Source organism: Pseudomonas sp. B21-032 (assembly GCF_024748965.1).
Lineage (GTDB): Bacteria > Pseudomonadota > Gammaproteobacteria > Pseudomonadales > Pseudomonadaceae > Aquipseudomonas.
This window is the reverse complement of sequence record NZ_CP087180.1, coordinates 619100-643415: the sequence shown is the minus strand read 5'-3', so window position 1 is coordinate 643415 and position 24316 is coordinate 619100. Positions and strand designations below refer to the sequence as shown.

The window sequence follows — 24316 nt, the reverse complement described above, 5'->3', positions numbered from 1 at the left end:
ATAGAGGTTTTGACATGAACGTTTTGATTATCGGTAGCGGCGGTCGTGAACACGCCCTGGCCTGGAAAGTCGCTCAGGACCCACGGGTCGAAAAAGTCTTCGTTGCCCCGGGCAACGCTGGCACCGCCACTGAAGCCAAGTGCGAGAACGTCGACATCGACGTCAGCGCTTTGGAGCAACTGGCCGATTTCGCCGAAAAAAATGTCGCCCTGACCATCGTCGGCCCTGAGGGCCCGCTGGTTGCCGGTGTCGTCGACCTGTTCCGCAGCCGCGGCCTGGACTGCTTTGGTCCAACCAAGGGCGCGGCCCAGCTGGAAGGTTCCAAGGCCTTCACCAAGGACTTCCTGGCGCGCCACAAGATCCCGACTGCCGACTACCAGAACTTCACCGAGATCGAGCCGGCCCTGGCCTACCTGCGGGAAAAAGGCGCACCGATCGTGATCAAGGCCGACGGCCTGGCCGCCGGTAAAGGCGTGATCGTCGCCATGACCCTGGGCGAGGCCGAAGACGCCGTACGCGACATGCTCGCCGGCAACGCCTTTGGTGACGCAGGTTCGCGCGTGGTGATCGAAGAGTTCCTCGACGGCGAGGAAGCCAGCTTCATCGTCATGGTCGACGGCCACAACGTGCTGCCAATGGCTACCAGCCAGGACCACAAGCGCGTCGGCGACGGCGACAGCGGCCCCAACACCGGCGGCATGGGCGCCTACTCGCCAGCGCCAGTGGTCACCGCCGACGTGCACCAGCGCGTCATGGACCAGGTGATCTGGCCGACCGTGCGCGGCATGGCCGAGGAAGGCAACGTCTACACCGGCTTCCTCTATGCCGGCCTGATGATCGATAAAGCCGGTAACCCGAAAGTCATCGAGTTCAACTGCCGCTTCGGCGACCCGGAAACCCAGCCGGTCATGCTGCGCCTGGAGTCGAGCCTGGTGCTGCTGATCGAAGCCGCTTTCGCCAAGGCCCTGGACAAGGTCGAAGCGCAGTGGGATCCGCGTCCGAGCCTGGGCGTGGTGCTGGCGGCTGGCGGCTACCCTGGCGACTACAGCAAAGGCGCGGTCATCCACGGCCTGGATGCTGCAGCGCAGATTGAAGGCAAGGTGTTCCACGCCGGTACCGCGCTCAAGGACGGCCAGGTAGTTGCCACTGGCGGCCGCGTACTGTGCGCCACCGCCATGGGCAGCAGCGTCGAGTCGGCCCAGCAACAAGCCTACCGCCTGGCAGCCGAGATCAACTGGGATGGCAGCTTCTACCGCAAGGACATCGGCTACCGTGCCATTGCCCGCGAACGCGGTGAACACCAGGAGTAAACCGGTGCCTGGTGGCAGCGGCGCGACGAGCGCCCTGCCCCCGGCTCGTCGACAGGGCCCGCCATGGGCCTTGCCTTCGGCTTGGCGCGCCGCGCATAGTTACCATCCGGCATTTGGCTAAGAAAGGATTTCGTCTTGCGTTGGCTCAGGATTGCCATTGGTCTTACTGTCAGCTTGCTGACCCTGCTCTGCCTGTTCCCGGCCGTGGCCGAACAGGGCAGTGGTTGGGCGGTTTTGCTTGACGATCAGGCCAGCCTGCAATTGAGCGATGTACGTTCCGAACGCTACCGCAACCAGTTCAGCCCCCTCGAACTCAACGAACTCAACGCTGCCACGCCCGACCAGGCGTTGTGGCTGCACTATCGGCTGGAACCCGGACAGCAGGAAAAACTGCTGCGGGTGTTCGCCCCCGACCTGTCACGGCTGGACCTCTACGCCCTGCAAGGCGACCGGCTGATCAAGCAGATCCACAACGGTCGCCAGAGCGACAGCGGCGACCCTTACCTGCGCAGCAGCGACCATGTCCTGGCCCTGCCCAACAGCACGCAACCGCTGGATGTGTACCTGCGCCTGGTGTCGGAACACCAGCTGCGTCCGGCCATCAGCCTCGAGCCTGCCGCCCAGGCCGCCGCCGACCAGCGCCAGCCGCTGTTCTTCGGCCTGTTGTTCGGCTGCCTGCTGATGCTGATGCTGCACAACCTGATCCGCTTCGCTTACTCACGCTCCAGTACCAGCCTGGCCCTGGCGGTCTACCACGCGCTGATGCTGCTCAGCGCACTGATTCTGCTCAACCTCAGCGGCCCCTGGTGGAGCCTCTGGCATTCGGCACAAACACCGGCGGCCTACCTTACTGCCCTGCTGGCATCGCTGGCCGGCCTGACCTTTACCCTGCGCTTCTTCACGCCTTGCGAGCAACCGCGCCTGAGCCGCCTGCTGCAGGGCGAGATGCTGCTGATCGCGCTGTGCGGCCTGTTGCTGTTGTTCGTCGATACCTTGCCGCTGAACCTGATGACCTATGCGCTGATGGCCGTCGGTAGCCTGAGCATGCTGCTGGTGGCCAGCTACCACTGGTACAAGGGGTATGCCCCGGCGCGGCTGTTCGCCCTGGCCATGCTGGCGTTCAACATCGGTTGCCTGGTGGTGTTGCCGGCCCTGCTCGGCCTGACCCGCACGCCGACCCAATGGCTGCTGTTCATTCTCCTCGGGCTCACCAGTTTCAGCGGCCTGCTGCTCAACCTGGCCGTCAGCGAGCGCTTGCGGCGCATCAGCGAAGAGCGCTTCAGCGCCAGCCGCGAACTGGCCGCCAGCAACGCCGAGATCAACGCCAAGGCCGAGTTCCTGGCCAAGATCAGTCACGAGATCCGCACGCCCATGAACGGCGTGCTGGGCATGACCGAGCTGCTGCTCGGCACCCCGCTGTCGGTCAAGCAACGCGACTACGTGCAGACCATCCACAGCGCCGGCAACGAGCTGCTGACCCTGATCAACGAGATTCTCGACATCTCCAAGCTCGAATCCGGGCAGATCGAGCTGGATGACGTGCAGTTCGACCTCAATGCCCTGATCGAGGATTGCCTGAGTATCTTCCGGGCCAAGGCCGAGCAGCAAAACATCGAACTCATCAGCTTCACCCAGCCGCAGGTACCGCGGGTCATCAGTGGCGACCCGACGCGTCTGCGCCAGGCCTTGCTGAGCCTTTTGGAAAACGCCCTGAAGAAAACCGACCAGGGCGAGATCCTGCTGGTGGTCGCCCTCGACCAGCGCGGCGACAGCCCGCGCCTGCGCATTGCCGTGCAGGACAGCGGCGAACCGATCCCGCCGGGCGAGCGCGAAGCGCTGCTGCAGGCAGAGCTGCACAGCAAGCACTTCCTCTCCAGCAACAAGCTCGGCGGCCACCTGGGGCTGGTCATCGCCAAGCAACTGATCACCCTGATGCAGGGCGAGTTCGGCATCAAGACCAGCCACAACATGGGCAACACCCTGTGGATGACCCTGCCGCTCGACCCGCACCGCCTCGAACAGCCACCCACCGACCTCGACGGCCCGCTGCGCGGCGCCCGGGTGCTGGTGGTGGACGACAACGACACCTGCCGCAAGGTCCTGGTCCAGCAGTGCAGCGCCTGGGGCATGAACGTCAGCGCCGTGCCGTCGGGCAAGGAAGCCCTGGCCCTGTTGCGCACCAAGGCGCACCTGCGCGATTACTTCGATGCGGTGCTGCTCGATCAGAACATGCCGGGCATGACCGGCATGCAACTGGCGGCGAAGATCAAGGAAGACCCGAGCCTGAACCACGACATCCTGCTGGTGATGCTCACCGGTATCAGCAACGCGCCAAGCAAGGTCATCGCCCGCAATGCCGGGGTCAAGCGCATCCTTGCCAAGCCGGTGGCCGGCTACACCCTCAAGACCACCCTGGCCGAAGAGCTGTCCCAGCGCAGCAAGGGCCAGCCGAGTATCCCGGTGCAGACCGGGCTGTCGGCGCCACTGAACCTGCCCAGCGATTTCCGCATCCTGGTGGCCGAGGACAACAACATCTCGACCAAGGTGATCCGTGGCATGCTCGGCAAGCTGAGCCTGGAGCCGGACACCGCCAGCAATGGCGAGGAAGCCCTGCAGGCGATGAAGGCCAACCATTACGACCTGGTGTTGATGGACTGCGAAATGCCAGTGCTCGATGGCTTCTCGGCCACCCAGCAACTGCGCATCTGGGAAGTCAGCAACCAGCGCCGGCGCACACCGGTGGTGGCCCTGACCGCGCACATCCTCGCCGAGCACAAGGAACGCGCACGCCTGGCCGGCATGGACGGGCACATGTCCAAGCCGGTGGAACTGTCGCAGTTGCGCGAGCTGATCGAGCATTGGGTGGCGCATCGCGAAGCCGAATCAAGTCAGATTCCAACCCCGTAATTCGCATACACTTGCTCCCCATCACCCTTGCCGCGAGCCTCGACCATGCTCCATGAGTTGTTCAGCGTCTACCTGAAAATGCTCGTGCTCTACAGCCCGTTCTTCGTGCTCTCGTGCTTTATCAGCCTGACCCGCGGCTACTCCAGCAAGGAGCGCAAGCAACTGGCCTGGCGCGTGGCAATCGCCGTGTTGATCGCCAGCGTATTGCTATACCTGTTCGGCAGGGTGATCTTCGGCATATTCGGCATCACCGTGGATGCATTTCGCATCGGTGCCGGCAGCGTGCTGTTCATTTCCGCGCTGGGCATGGCCCAGGGCAAGTCGGCGGTGCAGACCGACAACGTGCAGCAGGATGTAACCATCGTGCCGCTGACCATCCCCCTGACCGTCGGCCCTGGCACCATCGGTGCACTGCTGGTAATGGGGATTGGCCAGCCGCACTGGGACGACAAGCTGCTGGCCATCGTCAGTATTGCCATGGCCAGCTTCACCGTCGGCCTGGTGTTGTACCTGTCGAACCGTATCGAGCGGATTCTCGGCGACCAGGGCCTGCAGATTGTCAGCCGTTTGATGGGGTTGTTTGTCTGCGCCCTGGCGGCGCAGATCATCTTTACCGGAATCAAGGGTTACCTGGTGCCCTAGACCAGAAATGTGCCCAGGTTGCGCATACGACCGGCCTGACGCATTTTTTCCACCTTGGCACGCAGCTTCTGATCGAACAGCGCGACGTTGAAGCGCACCAGCTCGGCCTTGACCTGCCGGGTCTGGCGCTCGCGGAACAGAAAGCCGGCACTCGTCTGCGTAAGCGCCATCGTTTCGTGATACACCACCATGTCTACCTGCCCGGCCTTGCCTGGAGCACAGGGTAGCAATTGAAAAACTCCCGTTTTTTGCACCCGCTGCTCAAAATGCACCAGCGCGTCGCGTGCGCCCCTGAGGGCCTCCAGGGTCCCCCCCATCGATAGTGCCAGTTCACTACCGCCGCTGGCCGCGGCAATGCTGCGCAGAGCCTTGTCGACGATGTTCGGTCGTTCGCCACCGGGCCAGTGCACCTCGCTTGCCTGAAGCGGGTCGTAACCGTAGAACATCAATTGCCGACGGTAATAGTTGAACCAATCGTCGATCAGTCCCTCCTCGTAGGCATCACGGGTAACCATCTCGGCTGCCGATATGGCCAGTAGCACAGAATCGCGCTGCGCAGCGCTAACCTCCGGATGAAACGACAGGATGCTCGAGTCGGCGACCACGCCCGTTAGCTTACTCATGATTATCACCTTCAGGTTGACTGTCGAGCGCCATTACATAGTTGTGCTCCTGCTGCTTGCGCGCCATCAAACTGCGCAGATCGGCGCGCGAAGCCTCGAATAGCTTGCCATCCAACACAGCCGCCCCGCCGTTAATCACAACCTCGTTGCATAACACTTCGCCGGCCAACGACTGCTTGATCCCGGCCACTTCAGGCGCCTGTGAGTGGGTAATGAAGATACTGCACAAGTCGATTACAGGACCGGGGTGTACCAGCCCGATCTCCATGATCAGAACTGCACCCGTATCGCGTGCCTCGAAAGTAAACCCACCAAAACACTCCAGGCCCTGTGCATCCCGAGTCAGCGCCGCAATCCCTTGATCGATGATTGCACTTGCGCCGGTATATCGGGTTTCCAGCCAGAGTTGCATCGGTTGGATCGCAGAGAGTAGCGAGCAATCCGATGCGGATTTGCTCTCATGATGGAACTTGGTGAAGATCCAGTCGCGTTCAGTCAGGGTGTTGCGATAGCGTTCGTACCACTTCTGGTAATTCGAAAAGCGCGAGCCGGCGAACTTGTTCGCCACCAGTTGCGCATACAACACAGAATCGAGTACTGCCTGGCGTTGATGCGGCAGTACGTCGGGGGCGATAAGCAACAACGAGCCACCATTCACCCATACACAATAGTCTTCCATGATCCCTCCTGGTCCAGTAGAAGCTTGAATGTCGGGATGGCTAAAGCCTCCAGCCATCCCGACCGCCCAATCAGATATCGTGGAGGAGGACACGGCTCTGCTTGTGTTGTTTCAGCTTGTCGATAATGGCATCGCGAATGCTGTGATAGAGCTTGCGGTTCAGCATCAACGCTGCCGCAGCCTCGTAGGTATCAGAAGAGCTGCCTGCCCATTCGAACAAGGCCCAGTCAGCGTCTTTACCCGACTTGCTCGTCTGCACAGCACTTGTCACCAGCACGACGTCGTCGCTTTCGGTCACCAGGCAAGCGGCGAGGCCTGCAGAGGCGGTTTTGCTATTGTCGGTCTTACGTTTGATTATTTGCTGAGCCTCTTCACTAAGGCCAAGCTTTTTCAGCGCCCCGTCAGCCAGCTTGCGCAAGGCCGTACCCGCCGGCCCGCCCAGAACAGCGCTGCCAATTCCGCTTACGGCTTTAGAGGCAATGGCGCCGATCTTGAGCGATTGGGATCCCGACTCAGTTTTTTGGTACTTCTGACGGACTACGACCCAGCCACAATCCTGCATGACGCTGAGAAACTTCTTGAACCACTCTTCACTCTGGGTATTAGGGTTGAAGAGTTTCCCGGCAACTTCGGAAGAAAACTGATAAGAGTCAATTACATCTTCACGGGTTGGATCTTTGATCTTGCCGGCAATGGCCAACAGCGCGCCTGGAATAGCGATAGCCAGATCTTTAGAGGGCTCTTCTTTTTTAGTGACGTCGTTCATCTCGAATAATCCTTTATATGAAGCCCCGCTCGACATCGGCGGGAACTTCACACTATTCGAGCCACGACCTTCGGTCAGGGCCGAAAGCCTTCCACGCCAGCATCAACCCTGCGTCGTATACCAGCGCGGGGTATAGACCCACTGCCCACCGTCAGCACGGGCAAACTCGCAGGTCGTCGAGGATCCGACCAGCACCATGGTGCGCATATCGACCATGTCCGGTTGCAGCTCACCGAGATTGACTACTTTCAGCGTCTGCCCCGGCCTACCGATGTCGCGGCCAAGGACTACAGGAGTCAGCTCGGCTCGATGCTGGCGGACAATTTCCAGGGCCCGCCCGAGCTGCCACGGCCGCGAGCGCGAGATCGGGTTGTAGAAGGCCAGCGCCAGGTCGGCCTGGCAGGCCAGGTCCAGGCGCTTCTCGATGATCGACCAGGGCTTGAGGTTGTCCGACAGCGACAGCACACAGAAGTCATGGCCCAAGGGAGCGCCGGCCTGCGCTGCAGTTGCCAGGGAAGCGGAAACGCCGGGCAGCATTTCCAGCTCCACTGCGTGCCAATCCGGATCGTTCGACTCGTGCAGCGCTTCGAGCACCGCCGCGGCCATGGCGAACACACCAGGGTCGCCCGAAGACACCACCACTACCGAACGCCCTTGCGCCGCCAGCTCGAAGGCATGCCGGGCACGCTGCATCTCTTCGCGGTTGTCGGTGCAATGCAGCACCTGATCGGCACGGAACGGCCCGGCCATGCGCACATAGGTTTCATAGCCGAGTACGTCGTTGGCCCGCGCCAGCTCCGCCTTGACCGCCGGCACCATCAGGTCGGCAGCGCCAGGACCGAGGCCGATCACCGCCAGGCGCCCGCGGGCGCGGCCGATCTGCTGCGGGTCGATCGGCTGGTTCGAGACCACGATGGCCAGGCCACCGCTCACCGACTGCGGTGGCAGCAATTGCGGCAGGGCCTGAGCGGCCAGGGCGCTGGCATCACCAGCGCCTGGGGCAAAGCGCAGGGCCACACCCAGCTCGGCAGCAGCCGCGTGCAGGGCCGGGTTGGCCATGTGCGGCTCTGCGGCCAGCAGGCAAGCCAGCGCCGGCTCGGCAATGCGCGCCGCCTGCAGGGCAGCGCGAATGGCCTGGGCCAGTTCCGGCAGCACTTCGCTGACCGCGACCATGACACAACGCGGGTAGATCACCAGCTCATTGGCCGAGGCTGCACGGGCATCACAACCAACATGAATCGCCAGGTGCGCCTGCTCGCTTTGCGGCAGCTGCGCCTGTTCAAGCCAGGGCGCAGCGCCGTCGATACGCACGCTTTCGCCGGCCAGCAGGTCGGAGACGAAACGCTTGCCCAGCTCAAGGTCGGCCAGGGCATAACCGCTGGGCGGGTTGAGCAGGCAGGTACCGAAACGCAGCTCGCCACTGGTGGTGATCGCCGCCGCCACGCCCAGGCCGGCGCCGATTTCCCGGGCCATGCGATTGACCCCGCCGAGCCCGCCGAGCAGCGGCACCACGGCACTGCCATCCTCGGCCACCGCCAGCACCGGCGGCTCGGCGCCCTTCTCCAGCAACAGGCCGGCCAGGGTGCGGATGACGATACCGGCAGCGCACAGGGCGATGATCGGTGTGTCGTGCTGATAGAGCTGGCGCACGGTGGCGCCGAATTCCTGGTAACTGCGGTCGGCGCCTTCGACCCGGCCCTCAAGGCCATGGATCAATGCGTCCGGGTACAGCTGCTGGATCTTGCGGGCAGTGGCCAGGCTGCCGTTGCCAAGGATGACAATGGCCGGGGCTTTACCGGTCATCAACCTTGCCACCTTTCACCGGGTACGATGATCAGCGAGAAGTACGGTGAGGACTGCGGGTCGACCTGGTCCAGGGCGACGATCTTCTGGTTGGCCATGGTTGCCCGCTCCACATACAGGGCACGCTCGGCCAGGCCGAGCTCGGCCAGCACATCGCGAACCTTGGGGAAGTTACGCCCAAGTTTCATGATCACCGCGGCATCGGCATCGGCCAGGCGGCGTTTGAGTTTATCATGGGGCAGCACGCCGGAGAGTACCGACAGGCTCTGGTTGCGATACACCAGCGGCGCACCGAGCACCGAGGCGCCGCCGAGCATCGAGCAGACGCCCGGGATCACCTGCGCATCGTAGCGCTCGGCGAGGCGGTCATGCAGGTACATGTAGGAGCCGTAGAAGAACGGATCGCCTTCGCAGATCACCGCCACATCGCGGCCGGCATCCAGGTGCGCGGCAACCTCGAGGCTGGCGGCATCGTAAAAATCGCTGATGACCTGTTCATAAGACAACGGCGCCGGCAGCACCTCGGTGGTCACCGGGTACACCAGCGGCAGCAAGGTCTGGGCTTCCTGCAGATGGCTTTCGATGATGCCGAAGGCGTTGCCGCGCTTGCCCTTGGCGACAAAGTAGGCCACCACCGGCGATTCGCGCAGCAAACGCAGCGCCTTGACGGTGATCAGTTCCGGATCACCAGGACCGACGCCCAGGCCCAGCAAACGTCCACGAGCCTGCATCATTCGACCTCCGTGGCCAGGGCATTGACCGCCGCGGCGGCCATGGCGCTGCCGCCCAGGCGCCCTTGCATGATCACGAACGGCACGCCGCGGCTGTCGGCAGCGAGCATCGCCTTGGACTCGGCGGCGCCAACAAAGCCCACCGGGAAGCCGAGAATCAACGCCGGTTTAGGCGCGCCAGCGTCGAGCATTTCCAGCAGGTAGAACAGCGCGGTCGGCGCGTTGCCGATAACTACCACACTGCCTTCCAGGTGCGGCCGCCACAGCTCCAGGGCCACCGCCGAGCGGGTGTTGCCCAACTCGCGGGCAAGTTCCGGCACCTGCTCGTCGCGCAGGGTGCAGATCACCGGGTTGTTGGCTGGCAGGCGTGCACGGGTAATACCCTCGGACACCATCCGCGCATCGCAGAGGATCGGCGCGCCGGCGGCCAGGGCATCACGCCCGGCCTTGCCGGCACCCGGGGAGAACTGCAGGCCATCGATTGCATCGACCATGCCGCAGGCGTGTATCACGCGGACCGCAAGCTTTTCCAGATCGGCCGGGATGCGATCGAGCCGGGCTTCCTCTCGAATGATCGCGAAGGAATTGCGATAGATCTCCTGACCATCGCGGATGTAATCAATCATCAAGGGTGCTCCGTGAGCAGGCGTCTAGCAGTGCGCCGGCTTCTTTTAGTGTGAGGTTGCGTGCGCGCAGGCGGCCGAAGCCAGGCTCGGTTGCGTCACGCAGGTACAAGTCGTAGTGGCCGGGGCTTTGCGCCAGCAAGGTGGCGGGCGCCACGTGGGCCATGGCGCACGAGCGCAGGCAGCCGCTCAAGTGCACGCTGGCCGGTGCTCCGGGCGCCAGCATGGTGGCCAGCAGGCGCGCATCGCCCTTGGTTTCGGCCTGGCCTTTGGCGCAGCCGGCGCAACCGGTGCAGGCGACCAGGCGCGCCAGTCGATCATGGGTCGAGACCAGCAGCCCCAATCGGGCCAGGCCGTCGACCACCTGCCCGGCATGATGGTGGCCAATGTTGGGCAGCAGCACGCCCTGCCAAGGGGTCATGCGCAAGGTGCCGTCGCCCTGCTCCCGTGCCAGCCGGGCCGCAGCGCGCAGCATCGAAGGGTTCAGACGCCCCAGGGGCGCTGCCGAACCGACGGCGCTCAGGCCGTGTTGCAGCTGTGGATAAATCCCCAGATAGCCCGCCGTTACCGGCGAGCGACGCCACTGGCAAACCGCCGCATCCGCCCGCACCGGCAAAACCAGCCCGGCGATAAACGCCTCGGGCGTATGTTCGCTGAGCAACTGGCGCATCCGCGTCTGCTCTGGCCGGGCCAGATCGAGAAAGCGCTTGAGTACCGCCAGTACCAGTTCGTGCCCGCGCGTCAGGGGTACAGCACCCAACGGCGCATCCGCGGCCGGGCAACCGGCAAGGCCGAATGCCAGCCACAGTTCGTCGTCAAGCTTCAGCGGGCTGAGCCACAGGTCATGGGGGTGTTCAAGCATCGCCAGGGCCTCGCCGCCATCCAGCTGCACGGCGAACTTGGCCGAGAGCTGATGAAAACGCGGGGTGGTTTCCAGCGACTGCAGCACCTGCTGCGCCAAAGGCCGGGTGTCGAACAGCATCTGCGGATCGATGCCTGCGGTGGGGCTGAGCATCAGGTTGCGCACATCGTCGCCCGCGGCCTCGCGCGGGCCCAGGCCTGCGGCCAGCAGCCCTTCGATCAGCGAGGCGTGGTCGCCGCCGATGCCGCGAATCTGCAGGTTGCCACGGTTGGTGACTTCGATTTCACCACCGGCATAACGCTCGGCCGCAGCGGCCACGGCCTCGGCCTGAGCCGCCGTCAGCGCCCCGCCGGCCAGCTTGATCCGGCAGATGCCGCCGTCCAGCGCCTGGACGATGCGCCACAACCCCGGACAGGCCGAGGGACGCAGCGAAGCTTGGGGCTGGTGGGCCGATACAGGCTGGTTCAAAAGGTCACCCGGCAATCGTGAAAAGGCACTTCAGTGTAGAAGGCGCGGTATTATGCCTGCTTTGTCCGAAGGCATGAAAAGCCTGCCGGTCGGATTGCGTTGAATTGAGGAAATCCATGTCGCCCTGGCTGACAATAGTAGGTATCGGTGAAGACGGCTTCAGTGGCCTGGGCAAGCAGGCCCGGCGCGCGCTGCTGGGCGCTTCACGGGTGTTTGGCGGCCAGCGCCAGCTGGACCTGCTGCCGCACTGCATCAGCGGCGAACGCCTGCTGTGGCCCAGCCCGTTTTCCCTGGCGCCGGTACTGGCCCTGCGCGGCGAGCCGGTGTGCGTGCTGGCCAGCGGCGACCCGATGTTCTATGGCGTGGGCGCAAGCCTTGCGCGCCAGCTCGACGTCAGCGAAATGAACGTGTTGCCGATGCCCTCTTCCTGCGCCCTGGCCGCCGCCCGCCTGGGTTGGCCACTGCAGGAGGTGCTGACGCTCTCGCTGGTGGCGCGGCCGATCGCTGCGCTCAACGCCCACCTGTACAGCGGCGTGCGCCTGCTGGTGCTGAGCAACGATGGCAGCAGCCCGGCCGCGATCGCCGCCCTGCTGCGCGAACGCGGTTTCGCGCTGAGCCGCCTGCAGGTCTTCGAGCACCTGGGCGGCAGCGCCGAGCGGCGCCTCGAGGGCACTGCCGCGCACTGGCCGCACCCGCAAGTTGCCGACTTGAACCTGGTCGCCATCGAATGCCTGGCCACGCCCGATGCACCGCGCCTGTCGCCGCTTGCCGGTCTGCCAGACAGCGCCTTCAGGCACGACGGCCAGCTGACCAAGCGCGATGTGCGCGCCATCACTCTGGCGCGCCTGGCCCCGCAGCCGGGCGAACTGCTCTGGGATGTCGGCGCCGGCAGCGGCTCGATCGGTATCGAGTGGATGCGCGCCCACCCCAGTTGCCGGGCGTTGGCGATCGAGTCCGACGAGGGCCGCCAGCAACTGATCGAACACAACCGCGATGCCCTCGGCGTCCCTGGCCTGCAGTTGATCCGGGGTCGTGCGCCGATGGCCCTGCAGGGCCTGGAATGCCCGGATGCGATTTTCATCGGTGGCGGCGTGACCCGCGAAGGCGTGCTGCAACACTGCTGGCAGCAACTGCGCCCGGGTGGCCGCCTGGTGGCCAATGCCGTGACCCTGCAAAGTGAACTGGCGCTGGTCAACTGGCGCGAGCAGCATGGCGGCGAGCTGACCCGCATCCATATCGCCCAGGCCCAACCCCTGGGCGAGTTCGACACCTGGCGCCAGGCCCTGCCAATCACCCTGCTAGACGCGGTCAAGCCTGCCGATGCGTGACGAAACCCGCGAACAACCCACGCCACTGCGCAGCGGCCTGACCACTGGCAGTTGCGCCACCGCCACTAGCCTGGCGGCGGCGCGGCTGCTGCTGGGCGGCCAGAGCAACGATGCGGTGCAGATCACCTTGCCCAAGGGCAAGGTGGTGCAGATGCGCCTGGAGTTTTGTCGCCTGCACGAGGACGGCGCCGAAGCCGGCACCCTCAAGGATGCCGGCGATGACCCGGACGTGACCCACGGCGCCCTGCTCTACAGCCGCGTGCGCCTGCAGGCCGAACCCGGTGTGCGCTTTGTTGCCGGCCACGGCGTCGGCACGGTGACCCGCCCAGGCCTGGTGCTCGGCGTGGGTGAGCCGGCGATCAACCCGGTACCACGCAAGATGATGACCGAGCACCTGCTGCGCCTGGCCGCCGAATTCGCCTACAGCGGCGGCTTCGAGGTCACGGTAAACGTGCAGGACGGTGAGAGCCTGGCGCTGAAGACCATGAACCCGCGCCTGGGCATTCTTGGCGGCCTGTCGATCCTCGGCACCAGCGGCATTGTCCGGCCGTTCTCCTGCTCGGCCTACATCGCCTCGATCCACCAGGGCATCGACGTGGCAAAAACCAACGGCTACCAGCACATCGCCGCCTGCACCGGCAATGCCAGCGAAGACACCATGCGCCGGGTCTACAACCTGCCGGAAATCGCCCTGATCGAGATGGGCGACTTTGTCGGCGCGGTGCTCAAGCACCTGCGCAAGGTGCCTGTGGATAAACTCAGCCTGTGCGGCGGCTTCGGCAAGATCAGCAAGCTGGCCGCCGGGCACATGGACCTGCACAGCCGCCATTCGAGCATCGACCTGCCGCAACTGGCCGACTGGGCCGCAGCCATTGGTGCCGACCCGGCGTTGCAAGACGCTATTCGCCAGGCCAACACCAGCCAGCAGGCCCTGGCCCTCGCCAGTGCCGCCGGCATTGCCCTGGGTGATGCGGTCTGCGCCCATGCCCTGGCCTTTGCCCGCAGCGTGGTGCCGGCGCAGGTTCAGGTGGAAGTGTTCGCCATTGATCGTCAGGGCGGCATCGTAGGCCATGCGGGGGGCTTTGCATGACGCGCATCCTGTTGCTCGGCGGCGTCACCGAGGCGCTGGCCATTGCCCGCACCCTGGGCCCACAGCACGTCTACAGCCTGGCCGGGATCGGCCGGGTGCCTACTGACCTGGACTGTCAGGTCCGGGTCGGCGGGTTTGGCGGCGCCGAGGGCCTGGCCGCTTACCTGCGCGCAGAACGCATCGACCTGCTGATCGACGCTACCCACCCCTATGCCGCCCGCATCAGCGCCAACGCCGCCCACGCCGCGCAACTCACCGGTGTGCCGTGCTGGGCGTTGCGCCGCCCGGCCTGGCAAGCCCAGGCCGGCGATGACTGGCGCGAGGTGAGCGACTGGGCCGAACTGATCGACGCCCTGCGCCCGTTCCAGCGCCCGCTGTTCACCCTCGGCCGTGAGCCGTTGCAGCATCTGCACGAAATTCCCGCCCATCAATTCTGGACCTTGCGCGCCCTCGAAGCCTGCCCCGGCAATGCACGCTGCGAAGTGATCGGCGCCCGCGGGCCGTTCCACCTGGAAGACGAACGCGCGCTGTTCGAGCGTCGGCAGATCGATGTGCTGATCAGCAAGAACAGCGGCAGCGGGGCGACCGAGCCTAAACTTGCAATCGCCAGGCATCGGCGAGTGCCGGTGTTGATCCTCAAGCGACCAGTGCTGCCGGAAGTTGACAGGGAGTTCTTCAGCCCTTCAGAGATGCTGGCAGACCTGCCTTGATGGGTTCCTTTGCACCACTGAGCTTGCCAGCGATCGACCGCAGAACGGTCGCAGTCCAGACAACACAGCTTTATCACCTTGTCTGGCCACATCGCTGGCAAGCCAGCCCCCGCAGAAAACGGAGGCATTTCAATACAAGCACGGCTAACTAACGATTAAAGCCTACAACTAACAAAGATTTTTCTCACTTGGATCAACATTCCCATCCAATATTCCAGGTAACGTCTAACCAGCCAAAATGCCGCCTCTCACTATAAAGAGGATGATTGCATGTCATACTCAAACATCTCATATATCCCCCTGGTACCCGTCATATCTGTGTTACGAGAAGGCCACCAGCAGGGCCCTCAAAACTGTCATGGGGTCATTGGTTCGACATGCCACCTCCTAGTCAAGATTTCATGGAAGACAGAGAGCAACCTAGACCCAGCCAAGAAGCCGCGCCGCATAGCCCATAGCTACTCCACTGCCTTACAATACCCCCCCTCCTCCCCCCGGAAGACCTCACCCATATGGAAATGCAATGGTGGATCTGGCTGGTATTCGGTTTCGGCCTCGTAGTGCTCGAACTGGTCCTGCCAACCTTCTTCATCCTCTGGTTCGGCATTGGTGCCGTGCTGGTTTCGTTCATTGCCTTCCTGGCGCCGAGCCTGCAGCTCGATATGCAGGTGCTGCTGTGGGTGGTGTTCTCGTCGATCACCACGCTGCTGTGGTTCAAGGTGTTTCGCAGGAAGCAGCCGGACACCCGCTGGACTGCCGATAGCGTGATCGGCGAAGTCGGCCTGCTCACTGCCACGGTTTCCGAATTTCACAAGGGCCGCGTGCGCTTTCAAAAGCCGATTCTCGGCAATGAAGAATGGGTGTGCGTCGCCGATGCCGAGATCCCGGCCGGCGAGCGCGTGCGCCTCACTGCCATCGAAGGCAATACCGCCCGGGTTGCCCGGGTCTGATCAGTAAAAGGAAGCATTGACTCATGACCAGCCTTATCGTCGTCGGCACCATCGCCGCATTCGCCCTCATCACCCTGTTCAAGGGCGTGCGCATCGTGCCCCAGGGCGAGGAGTGGATCGTCGAGCGCCTGGGCCGCTACCACAGCACCCTCAAGCCGGGCCTGAACCTGCTGATCCCGTACATGGACGTGGTCGCCTACCGCCTGCCGACCAAGGACATCATCCTCGACGTGCAGCAGCAGGAAATCATCACCCGCGACAACGCGGTGATCGTCGCCAACGCCCTGTGTTTCGCCAAGGTCGTCGACCCGCAAAAAGCCGCCTACGGCGTGCAGGACTTCAGCTTCGCGGTCACCAGCCTGACCATGACCTCGCTGCGTGCCATCGTTGGCGCCATGGACCTCGACGAAGCGCTGTCGAGCCGCGAGCAGATCAAGGCGCGCCTGCGCGAAGCGATGTCCGAGCAGACCGAAGACTGGGGCGTGACCGTGCGCTCGGTAGAGATCCAGGACATCAAGCCGTCGCAGAACATGCAGGCGGCCATGGAGCGCCAGGCCGCCGCCGAGCGTGAACGCAAAGCCGACGTCACCCGCGCCGAGGGCGCCAAGCAGGCCGCCATTCTCGAAGCCGAAGCGCGCCAGCAGGCGGCCAAGCTCGACGCCGAGGCGCAGATCAACCTCGCCGAAGCCTCGGCGCGTTCCATCACCCTGGTTCGGGACGCGGTCGGCACCGAAATCACCCCGGCCATGTACCTGCTCGGCGAGCGTTACATCGACGCCATGGAAAGCCTTGCCAGCAGCGACAACGCCAAGGTGGTGGTGCTGCCGGCCGACCTGCAGGAAACCGTGCGCGGCCTGATGGGCCGCAACAAACAGGCCTGATGCGAACCGGGAGTGCGGCACTTCACCGCACCCCCGGTAATTTTTCCTATACTGGGCGCTACAATAGCCACCTCTGATTCCTGACCGGATCTTTCCATGTCCCCATATCGGCCCGCCATCGCCTGGATTGCCTGCTTCGCAGTGCTGTTCAATCTGCTGGCCATGCCGTTGGCGTCCGCAGCCCCAAGGGCCCGGCCGAACAACTGCTGTGGGGCGCCTTCTGTTCGAGCGTCGGGGCCAAGGCCAATCCGGCAATCATGGCCCTGGGCAAGATCGACCTCGGCCAGCAAGGCGATGACCATTCGAACATGCAGCACTGCTGGTGCTGCTCGGGCGCCGCGCCGTTGCTGGCGCTTCCCGGGCATGCGCCGCAACTGAGCAAACCGCTGGCCCTGTCGATCGGGCTCGAACCGCTGCTCACCGCCTATCAACCCACGCCACGCCAACAGTGGCCGGCCCTCAACCCCCGCGCCTCCCCTCTGGTCTGAGTTCACTACGCTACCTGTTGCGAACCTGAATCGACTGGAGAATCACCATGTTCAAGAACGCCCTGCTGCTGGCCGCGCTGATGCTGCCGGCGACCTTTGCCACTGCCCATGAATACACCGTAGGCGAGCTGCATATCGCTCACCCGTGGTCGCAGGAGTTGCCGCCGAACGCGCCCAACGTTGCCGCCTATTTTGTCGTGCATAACAACGGCAAGAGCGCCGACACCCTGACCGGCGTCGACAGCCCGATCAGCGACGATGCCCAGCTGCACGAGCATGTGCACAAAGATGGCCTGATGAAAATGCAGCAGGTAATGAGCGTCGAAGTGCCTGCAGGCGGCGAGCTGAAATTCGCCCCCGGCGCCTACCATGTGATGCTGATGCAGCCCAAGGACCGCAGCCTGCTGGCTGATGGCAAGCGCTTCCCGCTGACCTTGCATTTCAAGCACGCCGGTGACATCACCGTCGAGGTCGCGGTGCAGAAACAGGCACCCGACGAGGCAGCCGCTCACAATCACTGATCGCTGAAGGCTGCCCGGCGTGACTAGCGCCCGCAGCAGGTTCACCCGCCCCGCACGTCCTGGTTCCAGGACGCTTCGCGGCAGCTGGCTGAGCCTGTTTGCCATGTTGATGATCTTTATCGGCCCACTGGTTTCCCAGTCGATGCCGATGGATCACCGTGCCATGCCGCCAGGCATGAACATGAGCATGGCCATGGACAGCGCCGCCGATTGCCATGCCGACAACCATCACGGCGCCAGCCCGGCGCTGAAGGTGATCTGGGAGAAGTGCGGTTACTGCAGCCTGTTCTTCCATTGCCCGGCGCTGCCCCAGGCCCTGAGCCTGCTCAACACCGAAGCCGTACCCGCCAGCAACCGGCTGATCGTCTACCCGCGCCAGGGCCATGCCCGGCAGACGGTATTCCCCGGCGCCCGCAGCCGCGCGCCGCCACCCTTCATCGTCGTCTGAGTTCACTCCCTGCGCCCGAAGTCCGGCATCAGCCGTCGACTGCGCGCACCCTTATGACTGATCGATGTTGGAATCATTATGTCCGGCTGCACCGCTGTTTTTCGTCTGTCCCTGCAAGGGACCATCGCCGTGATCTGCGGCACCCTGCTCAGCCCTCTGGCCCTGGCCGCAAGCCAGGCCGAAGACGCACATGTCCATGACCAGGCCGAGCTGAGCCCGACGGTGATCACCGCCGTGGCCCCGAGCTCGCCGCTGACTATCGTCACCAACCCCAAGGACCCACGCCAGCCGGTGCCGGCCAGCGATGGCGCCGACTACCTGAAAACCATCCCCGGCTTCTCGGCCATCCGCGCCGGCGGCACCAATGGTGACCCGGTGCTGCGCGGCATGTTCGGCTCGCGCCTGAACATCCTCACCAACGGCGGCGTAATGCTTGGCGCCTGCCCCAACCGCATGGACGCCCCGACCTCGTACATCTCGCCGGAGACCTACGACCGCCTGACCGTGATCAAGGGCCCGCAAAGCGTGATCTGGGGCCCGGGCGCATCGGCCGGGACCATCCTTTTCGACCGCGAGCCGGAAAAATTCGGCGAGCTGGGCAGCCGCGTCAACGCCAGCCTGCTGGGCGGTTCCAACGGCCGCTTCGACAAGGTTCTGGATGCCGCCGCCGGCAATCGCTACGGCTATGCGCGCTTCGTCGGCAACCAGTCGCGCTCGGACGACTATGAGGACGGCAAAGGCGACACCGTGCCGTCGCGCTGGGACAAGTGGAACGGTGACGTCGCCCTGGGCTGGACCCCGGACGCCGACACCCTGGTGGAACTGACCGCCGGCAAGGGCGACGGTGAAGCGCGTTATGCCGGGCGCGGCATGGACGGCTCGCAGTTCAAGCGCGAAAGCCTTGGCCTGCGCTTGGAGAAGTCCAACATCGGCGAAGTCTTCGACAAGCTCGAAGCCCAGATCTACTACAACTACGCCGACCACGTGATGGACAACTACAGCCTGCGCACGCCCTCGGGCATGGGTATGATGGGCATGCCGATGGTCAGCAACGTCGACCGCCGCACCCTTGGCGGGCGGATCAAGGGCACCTGGCGCTGGGATGACCTGCAACTGATCAGCGGCATCGACGCGCAAACCAACGAACACCGCCAGCGCAGCGGCATGGGCGTCGATGTGCACAAGCACATGGCCTGGACCAAGGACGCCGACTTCCACAACTACGGGGTGTTCGGCGAGCTGACCTGGTACGCCGCCGAACAGGACCGGCTGATCACCGGTGCGCGCCTGGACCGCGCCTCGGCCAAGGATTACCGCGCCACTAGCGCCACCCGTGGCGACACCCGCGCCGATACCCTGCCCAGCGGTTTTATTCGCTACGAGCATGACCTGGTGGATATCCCCGCCACCACGTACGTCGGCCTCGGCCACGCCCAGCGCTTCCCCGACTACTGGGAGCTGTTCTCGCCCAAGTCCGGCCCGGCAGGTTCGGTCAATGCCTTCGACAGTATCAAACCGGAGAAAACCACCCAGCTCGACTTCGGCATCCAGTACCAGACCGACACCGTCGACGCCTGGGCCTCGGGCTATGTCGGGCAGATCCGCGACTATATCCTCTTCGACTACCGGCCGGGGATGATGGGCATGCCAAGCTCGCAAGCACAGAACATCGACGCGCGGATCATGGGCGGCGAACTGGGCGCGGCGTACAAATTGACCAGCAACTGGAAAGCCGACGCTACCCTGGCCTACGCTTGGGGCAAGAACAGCAGCGACGGCAAGGCACTGCCGCAGATGCCACCGCTTGAAAGCCGCCTGGGCCTGACCTACAGCCGTGATGTGTGGAGCGCCGGGGCCTTGTGGCGCCTGGTGGCGGCGCAGAACCGCATTGCCGAAAACTCCGGCAACGTGGTGGGCAAGGACTACGAGAAGAGCGGCGGTTTCGGCGTGTTCTCGCTGAACGGCGCCTACAAGGTCAGCAACAACCTCAAGCTCAGCGCCGGGGTCGACAACCTGTTCGACAAAGCCTACGCCGAGCACCTGAACCTGGCGGGCAACGCCGGCTTCGGCTACCCGGCAACCGACCCGCAGCCGATCAACGAGCCGGGGCGTACGTTCTGGACCAAGGTCGACCTGAGTTTCTGATCCAACCCGGGCGCGATCGTTGATCGCGCCTTACCCAGGCAACACGGGAGCGCTGCATGAGCAAACCGCACATATCCTTCTACAACCTGGCGTGGCGCTGGCATTTTTACGCCGGGTTGTTCGTCGCGCCGTTCATGATCCTGCTGGCGATCACCGGGATCATCTATCTGTTCAAGCCGCAGCTCGACCCATTGCTTTATCGCGACTTGATGGTGGTCGAGGCCGGGCATCACCGGCACAACGCCGACAGCCTGCTGCAACAGGTGCAGCAGGCTTACCCCAAGGGCCAGGTCAGCCAGTACCTGCCGGCAACCGCCAGTGATCGCAGTGCCCAGTTCGTGGTGCACAACGCTGGCCGTGAATTGAATGTGTTCGTCGACCCCTACAGCGGCCAGCTGCTCGGCGAACAGGACGCGAAAAACAACCTGCAGGCCGTGGCCCGTGCGCTGCACGGTGAACTGATGATCGGCACCACTGGCGATCGCCTGGTGGAACTGGCCGCCGGCTGGGGCGTGGTGCTGGTGGTCTCGGGACTGTACCTGTGGTGGCCGCGCGGCACGCGCAGCGCCGGTGTGCTGTGGCCTCGCCTGAACGCCCGAGGACGCTTGCTGTGGCGCGACCTGCATGCGGTCACAGGCTTCTGGGGCGCGGCGCTGTTGTTGTTGATGCTGCTCAGTGGCATGACCTGGACCGGCTTCTGGGGCAAGCAGTACGCCGACCTGTGGAACCGTTTTCCGGCGGCAATGTGGAACGACGTGCCGCAGTCCGACCAGCAAGCCCGGGCGCTCAACAGCGCCAGCCGCCAGACCGTGCCCTGGGCCATGGAAAACACACCGATGCCGCAATCCGCCGCCCACGCCGAGCATGCTGGCCACAGCATGGGCTCCAGCGCCCCGGCGGCGCCGCAGGTCAGCCTGCAACAGATCGAAGAGCTGGCCACTACCCGCCGCGTCGAACCTGGCTACAGCATTACCCTGCCAACCAGTGCCGAAGGCGTGTACACCATTGCCGTGTTCGCCGACGACCCTCGCAACGACGCCACCTTGCATGTCGACCAGTACACCGGCCAGGTGCTGGTGGACGTACGCTGGCAGGATTACAGCAACGTCGCCCGCGCCACCGAGCTTGGGGTGATGCTCCACGAAGGCAAGATGTTCGGCACGCTGAACCAGCTTATTGTCCTGCTGATCTGCCTGATGATCCTGCTCGGCTCGGTCAGCGGCCTGGTGATGTGGTGGAAACGCCGCCCCGAAGGTGGCCTCGGAGTACCGCCGCTGCGCCATGACCTGCCGCGCTGGAAGACCGCGACCGTGATCATGCTGATTCTAGGGGCGGCCTTCCCGCTTGTGGGCGGCTCGATGCTGCTGGTGTGGCTGGTGGATCGTTATGCACAACCGCTGGCGCGGACAAATCCGCTAACATGAGCGCCCGTTTTCGATACGGGCCTGTTTTTGGCGTCATCGCCCGCAGGCCCGCAGGACCTTGATGAGCACCCTGAGTATCAGCGACCTGCACTGGTCGCCCCTGGGCCACGGCCATTGCCACCACCAGTTCCAGCTGCGCGACGTCGAGTTGCAGGTCGGCGCCGGCGAGTTCGTCGGCCTGATCGGCCCCAATGGCAGCGGCAAGACCAGCCTGCTGCGCTGCGCCTACCGTTTCAACAAGCCGGAACGCGGCCAGGTGCGCCTGGGCGAGCATGACCTGTGGCAGCAGTCGCCGCGCTGGTGCGCCCAGCGTATCGCCGTAGTGCTGCAGGAGTTTCCCGATGCCTTCGGCCTGAATGTCGAGGAAGTCGTGGCCATGGGCCGCACGCCGCACAAAGGCCTGTTCGACGGCGACAGCCCGGCCGATCGCCAACGGGTCCAGGACGCCTTGCAGGCAGTTGGCCTGCAGGGCTTTGACGACCACACCTTCGCCAGCCTGTCCGGTGGCGAGAAACAGCGGGTGATCCTCGCCCGGGCTCTGGTCCAGCAACCGCAGGTGCTGATCCTCGACGAGCCGACCAATCACCTTGACCCGCGTTACCAGCTGGAGCTGCTGCAGCAGGTGCGGCGCCTGGGCATCGGCACCCTGGCGAGCATCCATGACCTGAACCTGGCGGCGGCCTTTTGCGATCGCCTGTACGTGCTCGACCACGGCCGCATCGTCGCCAGCGGCACGCCAGACCAGGTGCTGACCGCCGAATTGCTGCAGGAGGTGTTCGGCGTACAAGCGCTGATCGACCGCCACCCTCTGGCTGACCACCCTCGCCTTACCTGGATAACCCAGCGATGATTCGATCCATCCTGTTGCTCGGCCTGGCCTTGTTGCTGGCCAGCCCCGGCGCTTTCGCCGAGGCCACCCAATACCCATTGACGGTGCAAAGCTGCAACCGCCAGGTGACTTTCACCAAGGCCCCGGAGCATGCCCTGAGCCATGACATCAACATGACCCAGATGATGCTCGCCCTCGGCCTGCGTTCGCGCATGGTCGGCTACAGCGGCGTCAGCGGCTGGAAGGCGGTCACCCCGCAGCTGCGCAAGCAACTCGACGGCCTGCCGGAACTGGCGGCCAAGTACCCGTCGGTGGAAACCCTGCTCAACGCCAATGTCGACTTCCTGTTCGCGGGCTGGGACTACGGCATGCGCGTCGGCGGCGACCTCACCCCGCAAAGCCTGGCGCCGCTGGGCATCCCGGTGTACGAGCTGACTGAATCCTGCGCCTTTGTCATGAAGCGCCCGGCCGCCAGCCTCGATGACACCTACACCGACCTGCGCAACCTGGGCAGGATCTTCGACGTGCAGGCGCGTGCCGAGCAGTTGATCGGCGACATGCAAGCGCGCGTTGCCGTGGTCCAGCAGCAGTTGCCGGCCGAGCGTCCACGGGTGTTCCTCTACGACAGCGGTGAAGACCGGGCCATGACCTCCGGGCGCCTGGGCATGCCCGAGGCGCTGATCGCCGCCGCCGGCGGGCGCAATGTGCTCAATGACATCGAAGCCAGCTGGACCCGGGTCAACTGGGAGAGCGTGGTCGAGCGCAACCCCGAGGTCATCGTCATCGTCGACTACGGCGAAGTCAGCGCCGCGCAGAAACAGGCATTCCTCGAACAGCATCCGGCCCTGCAATCGGTGGAGGCGATCCGCAACAAGCGCTTCGTGGTCATTCCCTACGTGGCGGCCACGCCGAGCCTTGAGAACGTCGAAGCCATCGAGACCATCGCCAAGAGCCTGCACGGCGCATGAGGTCGGCAAACTCCCGGCAGCGGTTGTTGCTGCTCGCGCTGCTGGCCCTGCTGCTGGTGTCCTGCGTGGTGTCCCTGGGCTTTGGCTCGGCACCGGTGCCGGTCGAGGTGGTGTGGCGCGTGCTGCTGTTCAAGCTGTTCGGCGTTACCCCCGAGACACCGGCGTGGACCACGGGCCAGGAACATATCGTCTGGCTGATCCGCGTGCCGCGCATGCTTCTGGCGGCGCTGGTGGGCGGCGGGCTGGCGATGATCGGCGCGGTGCTGCAGGCGGTGACGCGCAACCCGCTGGCCGACCCGCACTTGCTCGGCGTCACTTCCGGGGCAACCCTGGGTGCGGTACTGGTGGTGCTGCATATCGGCGAGCTGCTCGGCGTGCTGACCTTGCCCCTGGCCGCCTTTATCGGCGCGCTGTGCAGCATGCTGCTGGTGCTGGCCATTGCCAGCCGCCACGGCCGCCTGGACAGCGACCGCCTGCTGCTGTGCGGCGTGGCCGTGGCTTTTGTGATGATGGCGGCGGCCAACCTGCTGCTGTTTCTCGGTGACCACCGGGCAAGCTCGGCGGTGATGTTCTGGATGCTCGGTGGCCTGGGCCTGGCGCGCTGGGAGCTGCTGCCGATTCCGGCGATCAGCGTATTGCTCGGCCTGACCTTGTTGCTGGGCATGGCCCGCTCGCTGAATGCGTTGATGGCCGGCGAGCAGACCGCCGTGACCCTTGGCCTGAACGCGCGCAAGGTGCGCCTGCTGGCGTTTCTGATCTGCTCGCTGCTGACCGGCGTGCTGGTGGCGATCAGCGGCTCGATCGGCTTTGTCGGCCTGATGGTGCCGCACATCGCCCGGCGCCTGGTCGGCGCCGAGCATAGCCGCCTGCTGCCGGTGTGCCTGCTGCTGGGCAGCCTGTTCCTGATCTGGGTCGACGTCGCCGCACGTACGCTGATTTCGCCCGAGGACCTGCCGATCGGCATCGCCACCGCCGCCATTGGCGGTCTGTTCTTTATCGGCCTGATGCGCCGACGTTGATCACGGTCAACACCGCCCCCGCGTTGAGACGTATTGTCGCGCTAGCGCCAGGAAGGCGCGTGTTAGCCTAGCGGCGCACAACAAGACTGAACTCAACGGAA

22 protein-coding genes and 1 pseudogene are annotated in these 24316 nt (G+C 64.5%); 16 read left to right on the top strand and 7 right to left on the bottom strand.

Annotated features, from left to right (window positions below; translation table 11 throughout):
• The first annotated feature begins 14 nt into the window (after positions 1-14).
• The 3 genes from purD to LOY54_RS02840 all read left to right on the top strand — a co-directional run bounded on the left by purD (position 15) and on the right by LOY54_RS02840 (position 4859).
• Positions 15-1310, top strand: a complete 1296-nt coding sequence (gene purD / locus LOY54_RS02850; RefSeq protein ID WP_258609177.1) for a phosphoribosylamine--glycine ligase — start codon at positions 15-17, stop codon at positions 1308-1310.
• 135 nt (positions 1311-1445) lie between these two features.
• Entirely contained in the window at positions 1446-4217 is a 2772-nt protein-coding gene (locus tag LOY54_RS02845; protein WP_045196995.1) for a hybrid sensor histidine kinase/response regulator, read from the top strand.
• A 45-nt stretch (positions 4218-4262) separates the two neighbouring features.
• Positions 4263-4859 carry a MarC family protein gene (locus LOY54_RS02840; protein WP_093376541.1) on the top strand — a complete coding sequence of 199 codons (597 nt, stop codon included), beginning with the start codon at positions 4263-4265 and terminating at the stop codon, positions 4857-4859.
• Here the strand turns inward: LOY54_RS02840 and LOY54_RS02835 are convergent.
• From LOY54_RS02835 to cobG, 7 genes are all read right to left on the bottom strand, one after another.
• Entirely contained in the window at positions 4856-5482 is a 627-nt protein-coding gene (locus LOY54_RS02835; RefSeq protein WP_258609175.1) for a hypothetical protein, read from the bottom strand. The genes LOY54_RS02840 and LOY54_RS02835 overlap by 4 nt on opposite strands.
• Entirely contained in the window at positions 5475-6161 is a 687-nt protein-coding gene (locus LOY54_RS02830; RefSeq protein WP_258609173.1) for a hypothetical protein, read from the bottom strand. The genes LOY54_RS02835 and LOY54_RS02830 overlap by 8 nt, the downstream gene beginning before the upstream one ends.
• Before the next feature lie 70 nt (positions 6162-6231).
• A complete protein-coding gene (locus LOY54_RS02825; RefSeq protein WP_258609171.1) occupies positions 6232-6927 on the bottom strand; it encodes a hypothetical protein in 696 nt (231 codons plus the stop codon).
• Positions 6928-7029: 102 nt separating this feature from the next.
• Complete coding sequence (cobJ, locus tag LOY54_RS02820; protein WP_258609169.1) at positions 7030-8730, bottom strand: precorrin-3B C(17)-methyltransferase; 1701 nt, start codon at positions 8728-8730, stop codon at positions 7030-7032.
• Complete coding sequence (locus tag LOY54_RS02815; RefSeq protein WP_408980550.1) at positions 8730-9464, bottom strand: precorrin-2 C(20)-methyltransferase; 735 nt, start codon at positions 9462-9464, stop codon at positions 8730-8732. Before LOY54_RS02815 ends, cobJ begins: the two co-directional genes overlap by 1 nt.
• Positions 9461-10087: a precorrin-8X methylmutase gene (locus tag LOY54_RS02810; protein ID WP_123565000.1), complete on the bottom strand. Its 627-nt coding sequence runs from the start codon at positions 10085-10087 to the stop codon at positions 9461-9463. Before LOY54_RS02810 ends, LOY54_RS02815 begins: the two co-directional genes overlap by 4 nt.
• Positions 10080-11414 carry a precorrin-3B synthase gene (cobG, locus tag LOY54_RS02805; RefSeq protein ID WP_309475657.1) on the bottom strand — a complete coding sequence of 445 codons (1335 nt, stop codon included), beginning with the start codon at positions 11412-11414 and terminating at the stop codon, positions 10080-10082. Before cobG ends, LOY54_RS02810 begins: the two co-directional genes overlap by 8 nt.
• 116 nt (positions 11415-11530) lie before the next feature.
• Here cobG and cbiE point away from each other — a divergent pair, with 116 nt between their 5' ends.
• The 13 genes and pseudogenes from cbiE to LOY54_RS02740 all read left to right on the top strand — a co-directional run bounded on the left by cbiE (position 11531) and on the right by LOY54_RS02740 (position 24215).
• A complete protein-coding gene (gene cbiE, locus LOY54_RS02800) occupies positions 11531-12742 on the top strand; it encodes a precorrin-6y C5,15-methyltransferase (decarboxylating) subunit CbiE (RefSeq protein ID WP_258609168.1) in 1212 nt (403 codons plus the stop codon).
• Positions 12735-13832 carry a cobalt-precorrin-5B (C(1))-methyltransferase gene (locus tag LOY54_RS02795; protein WP_258609167.1) on the top strand — a complete coding sequence of 366 codons (1098 nt, stop codon included), beginning with the start codon at positions 12735-12737 and terminating at the stop codon, positions 13830-13832. Before cbiE ends, LOY54_RS02795 begins: the two co-directional genes overlap by 8 nt.
• On the top strand, positions 13829-14542 hold the full coding sequence (locus tag LOY54_RS02790) for a cobalt-precorrin-6A reductase (protein WP_258609166.1): 714 nt from the start codon (positions 13829-13831) through the stop codon (positions 14540-14542). The genes LOY54_RS02795 and LOY54_RS02790 overlap by 4 nt, the downstream gene beginning before the upstream one ends.
• Positions 14543-15054: 512 nt before the next feature.
• On the top strand, positions 15055-15492 hold the full coding sequence (locus tag LOY54_RS02785) for an NfeD family protein (RefSeq protein WP_258609165.1): 438 nt from the start codon (positions 15055-15057) through the stop codon (positions 15490-15492).
• A 23-nt stretch (positions 15493-15515) separates the two neighbouring features.
• Positions 15516-16373 carry an SPFH domain-containing protein gene (locus LOY54_RS02780; RefSeq protein WP_258609159.1) on the top strand — a complete coding sequence of 286 codons (858 nt, stop codon included), beginning with the start codon at positions 15516-15518 and terminating at the stop codon, positions 16371-16373.
• Between the two features lie 96 nt (positions 16374-16469).
• Positions 16470-16861, top strand: a pseudogene (locus LOY54_RS02775) (DUF2946 domain-containing protein).
• Between the two features lie 47 nt (positions 16862-16908).
• Positions 16909-17382 carry a copper chaperone PCu(A)C gene (locus tag LOY54_RS02770; RefSeq protein ID WP_045196966.1) on the top strand — a complete coding sequence of 158 codons (474 nt, stop codon included), beginning with the start codon at positions 16909-16911 and terminating at the stop codon, positions 17380-17382.
• Positions 17383-17401: 19 nt separating this feature from the next.
• Positions 17402-17830, top strand: coding sequence for a DUF2946 domain-containing protein (locus tag LOY54_RS02765; protein ID WP_045196963.1), 429 nt, complete (start codon positions 17402-17404; stop codon positions 17828-17830).
• Positions 17831-17908: 78 nt separating this feature from the next.
• A complete protein-coding gene (locus LOY54_RS02760) occupies positions 17909-19975 on the top strand; it encodes a TonB-dependent copper receptor (protein WP_258609157.1) in 2067 nt (688 codons plus the stop codon).
• A gap of 56 nt (positions 19976-20031) precedes the next feature.
• Entirely contained in the window at positions 20032-21399 is a 1368-nt protein-coding gene (locus tag LOY54_RS02755) for a PepSY domain-containing protein (protein ID WP_258609156.1), read from the top strand.
• A 61-nt stretch (positions 21400-21460) separates the two neighbouring features.
• The gene (locus tag LOY54_RS02750; RefSeq protein WP_258596191.1) at positions 21461-22249 is read left to right on the top strand and encodes an ABC transporter ATP-binding protein; all 789 of its coding nucleotides are present in this window, start codon (positions 21461-21463) and stop codon (positions 22247-22249) included.
• Entirely contained in the window at positions 22246-23196 is a 951-nt protein-coding gene (locus tag LOY54_RS02745) for an ABC transporter substrate-binding protein (RefSeq protein WP_045196954.1), read from the top strand. Before LOY54_RS02750 ends, LOY54_RS02745 begins: the two co-directional genes overlap by 4 nt.
• Positions 23193-24215: an iron ABC transporter permease gene (locus LOY54_RS02740; RefSeq protein WP_258609154.1), complete on the top strand. Its 1023-nt coding sequence runs from the start codon at positions 23193-23195 to the stop codon at positions 24213-24215. The genes LOY54_RS02745 and LOY54_RS02740 overlap by 4 nt, the downstream gene beginning before the upstream one ends.
• The last annotated feature ends 101 nt before the right edge of the window (positions 24216-24316 follow it).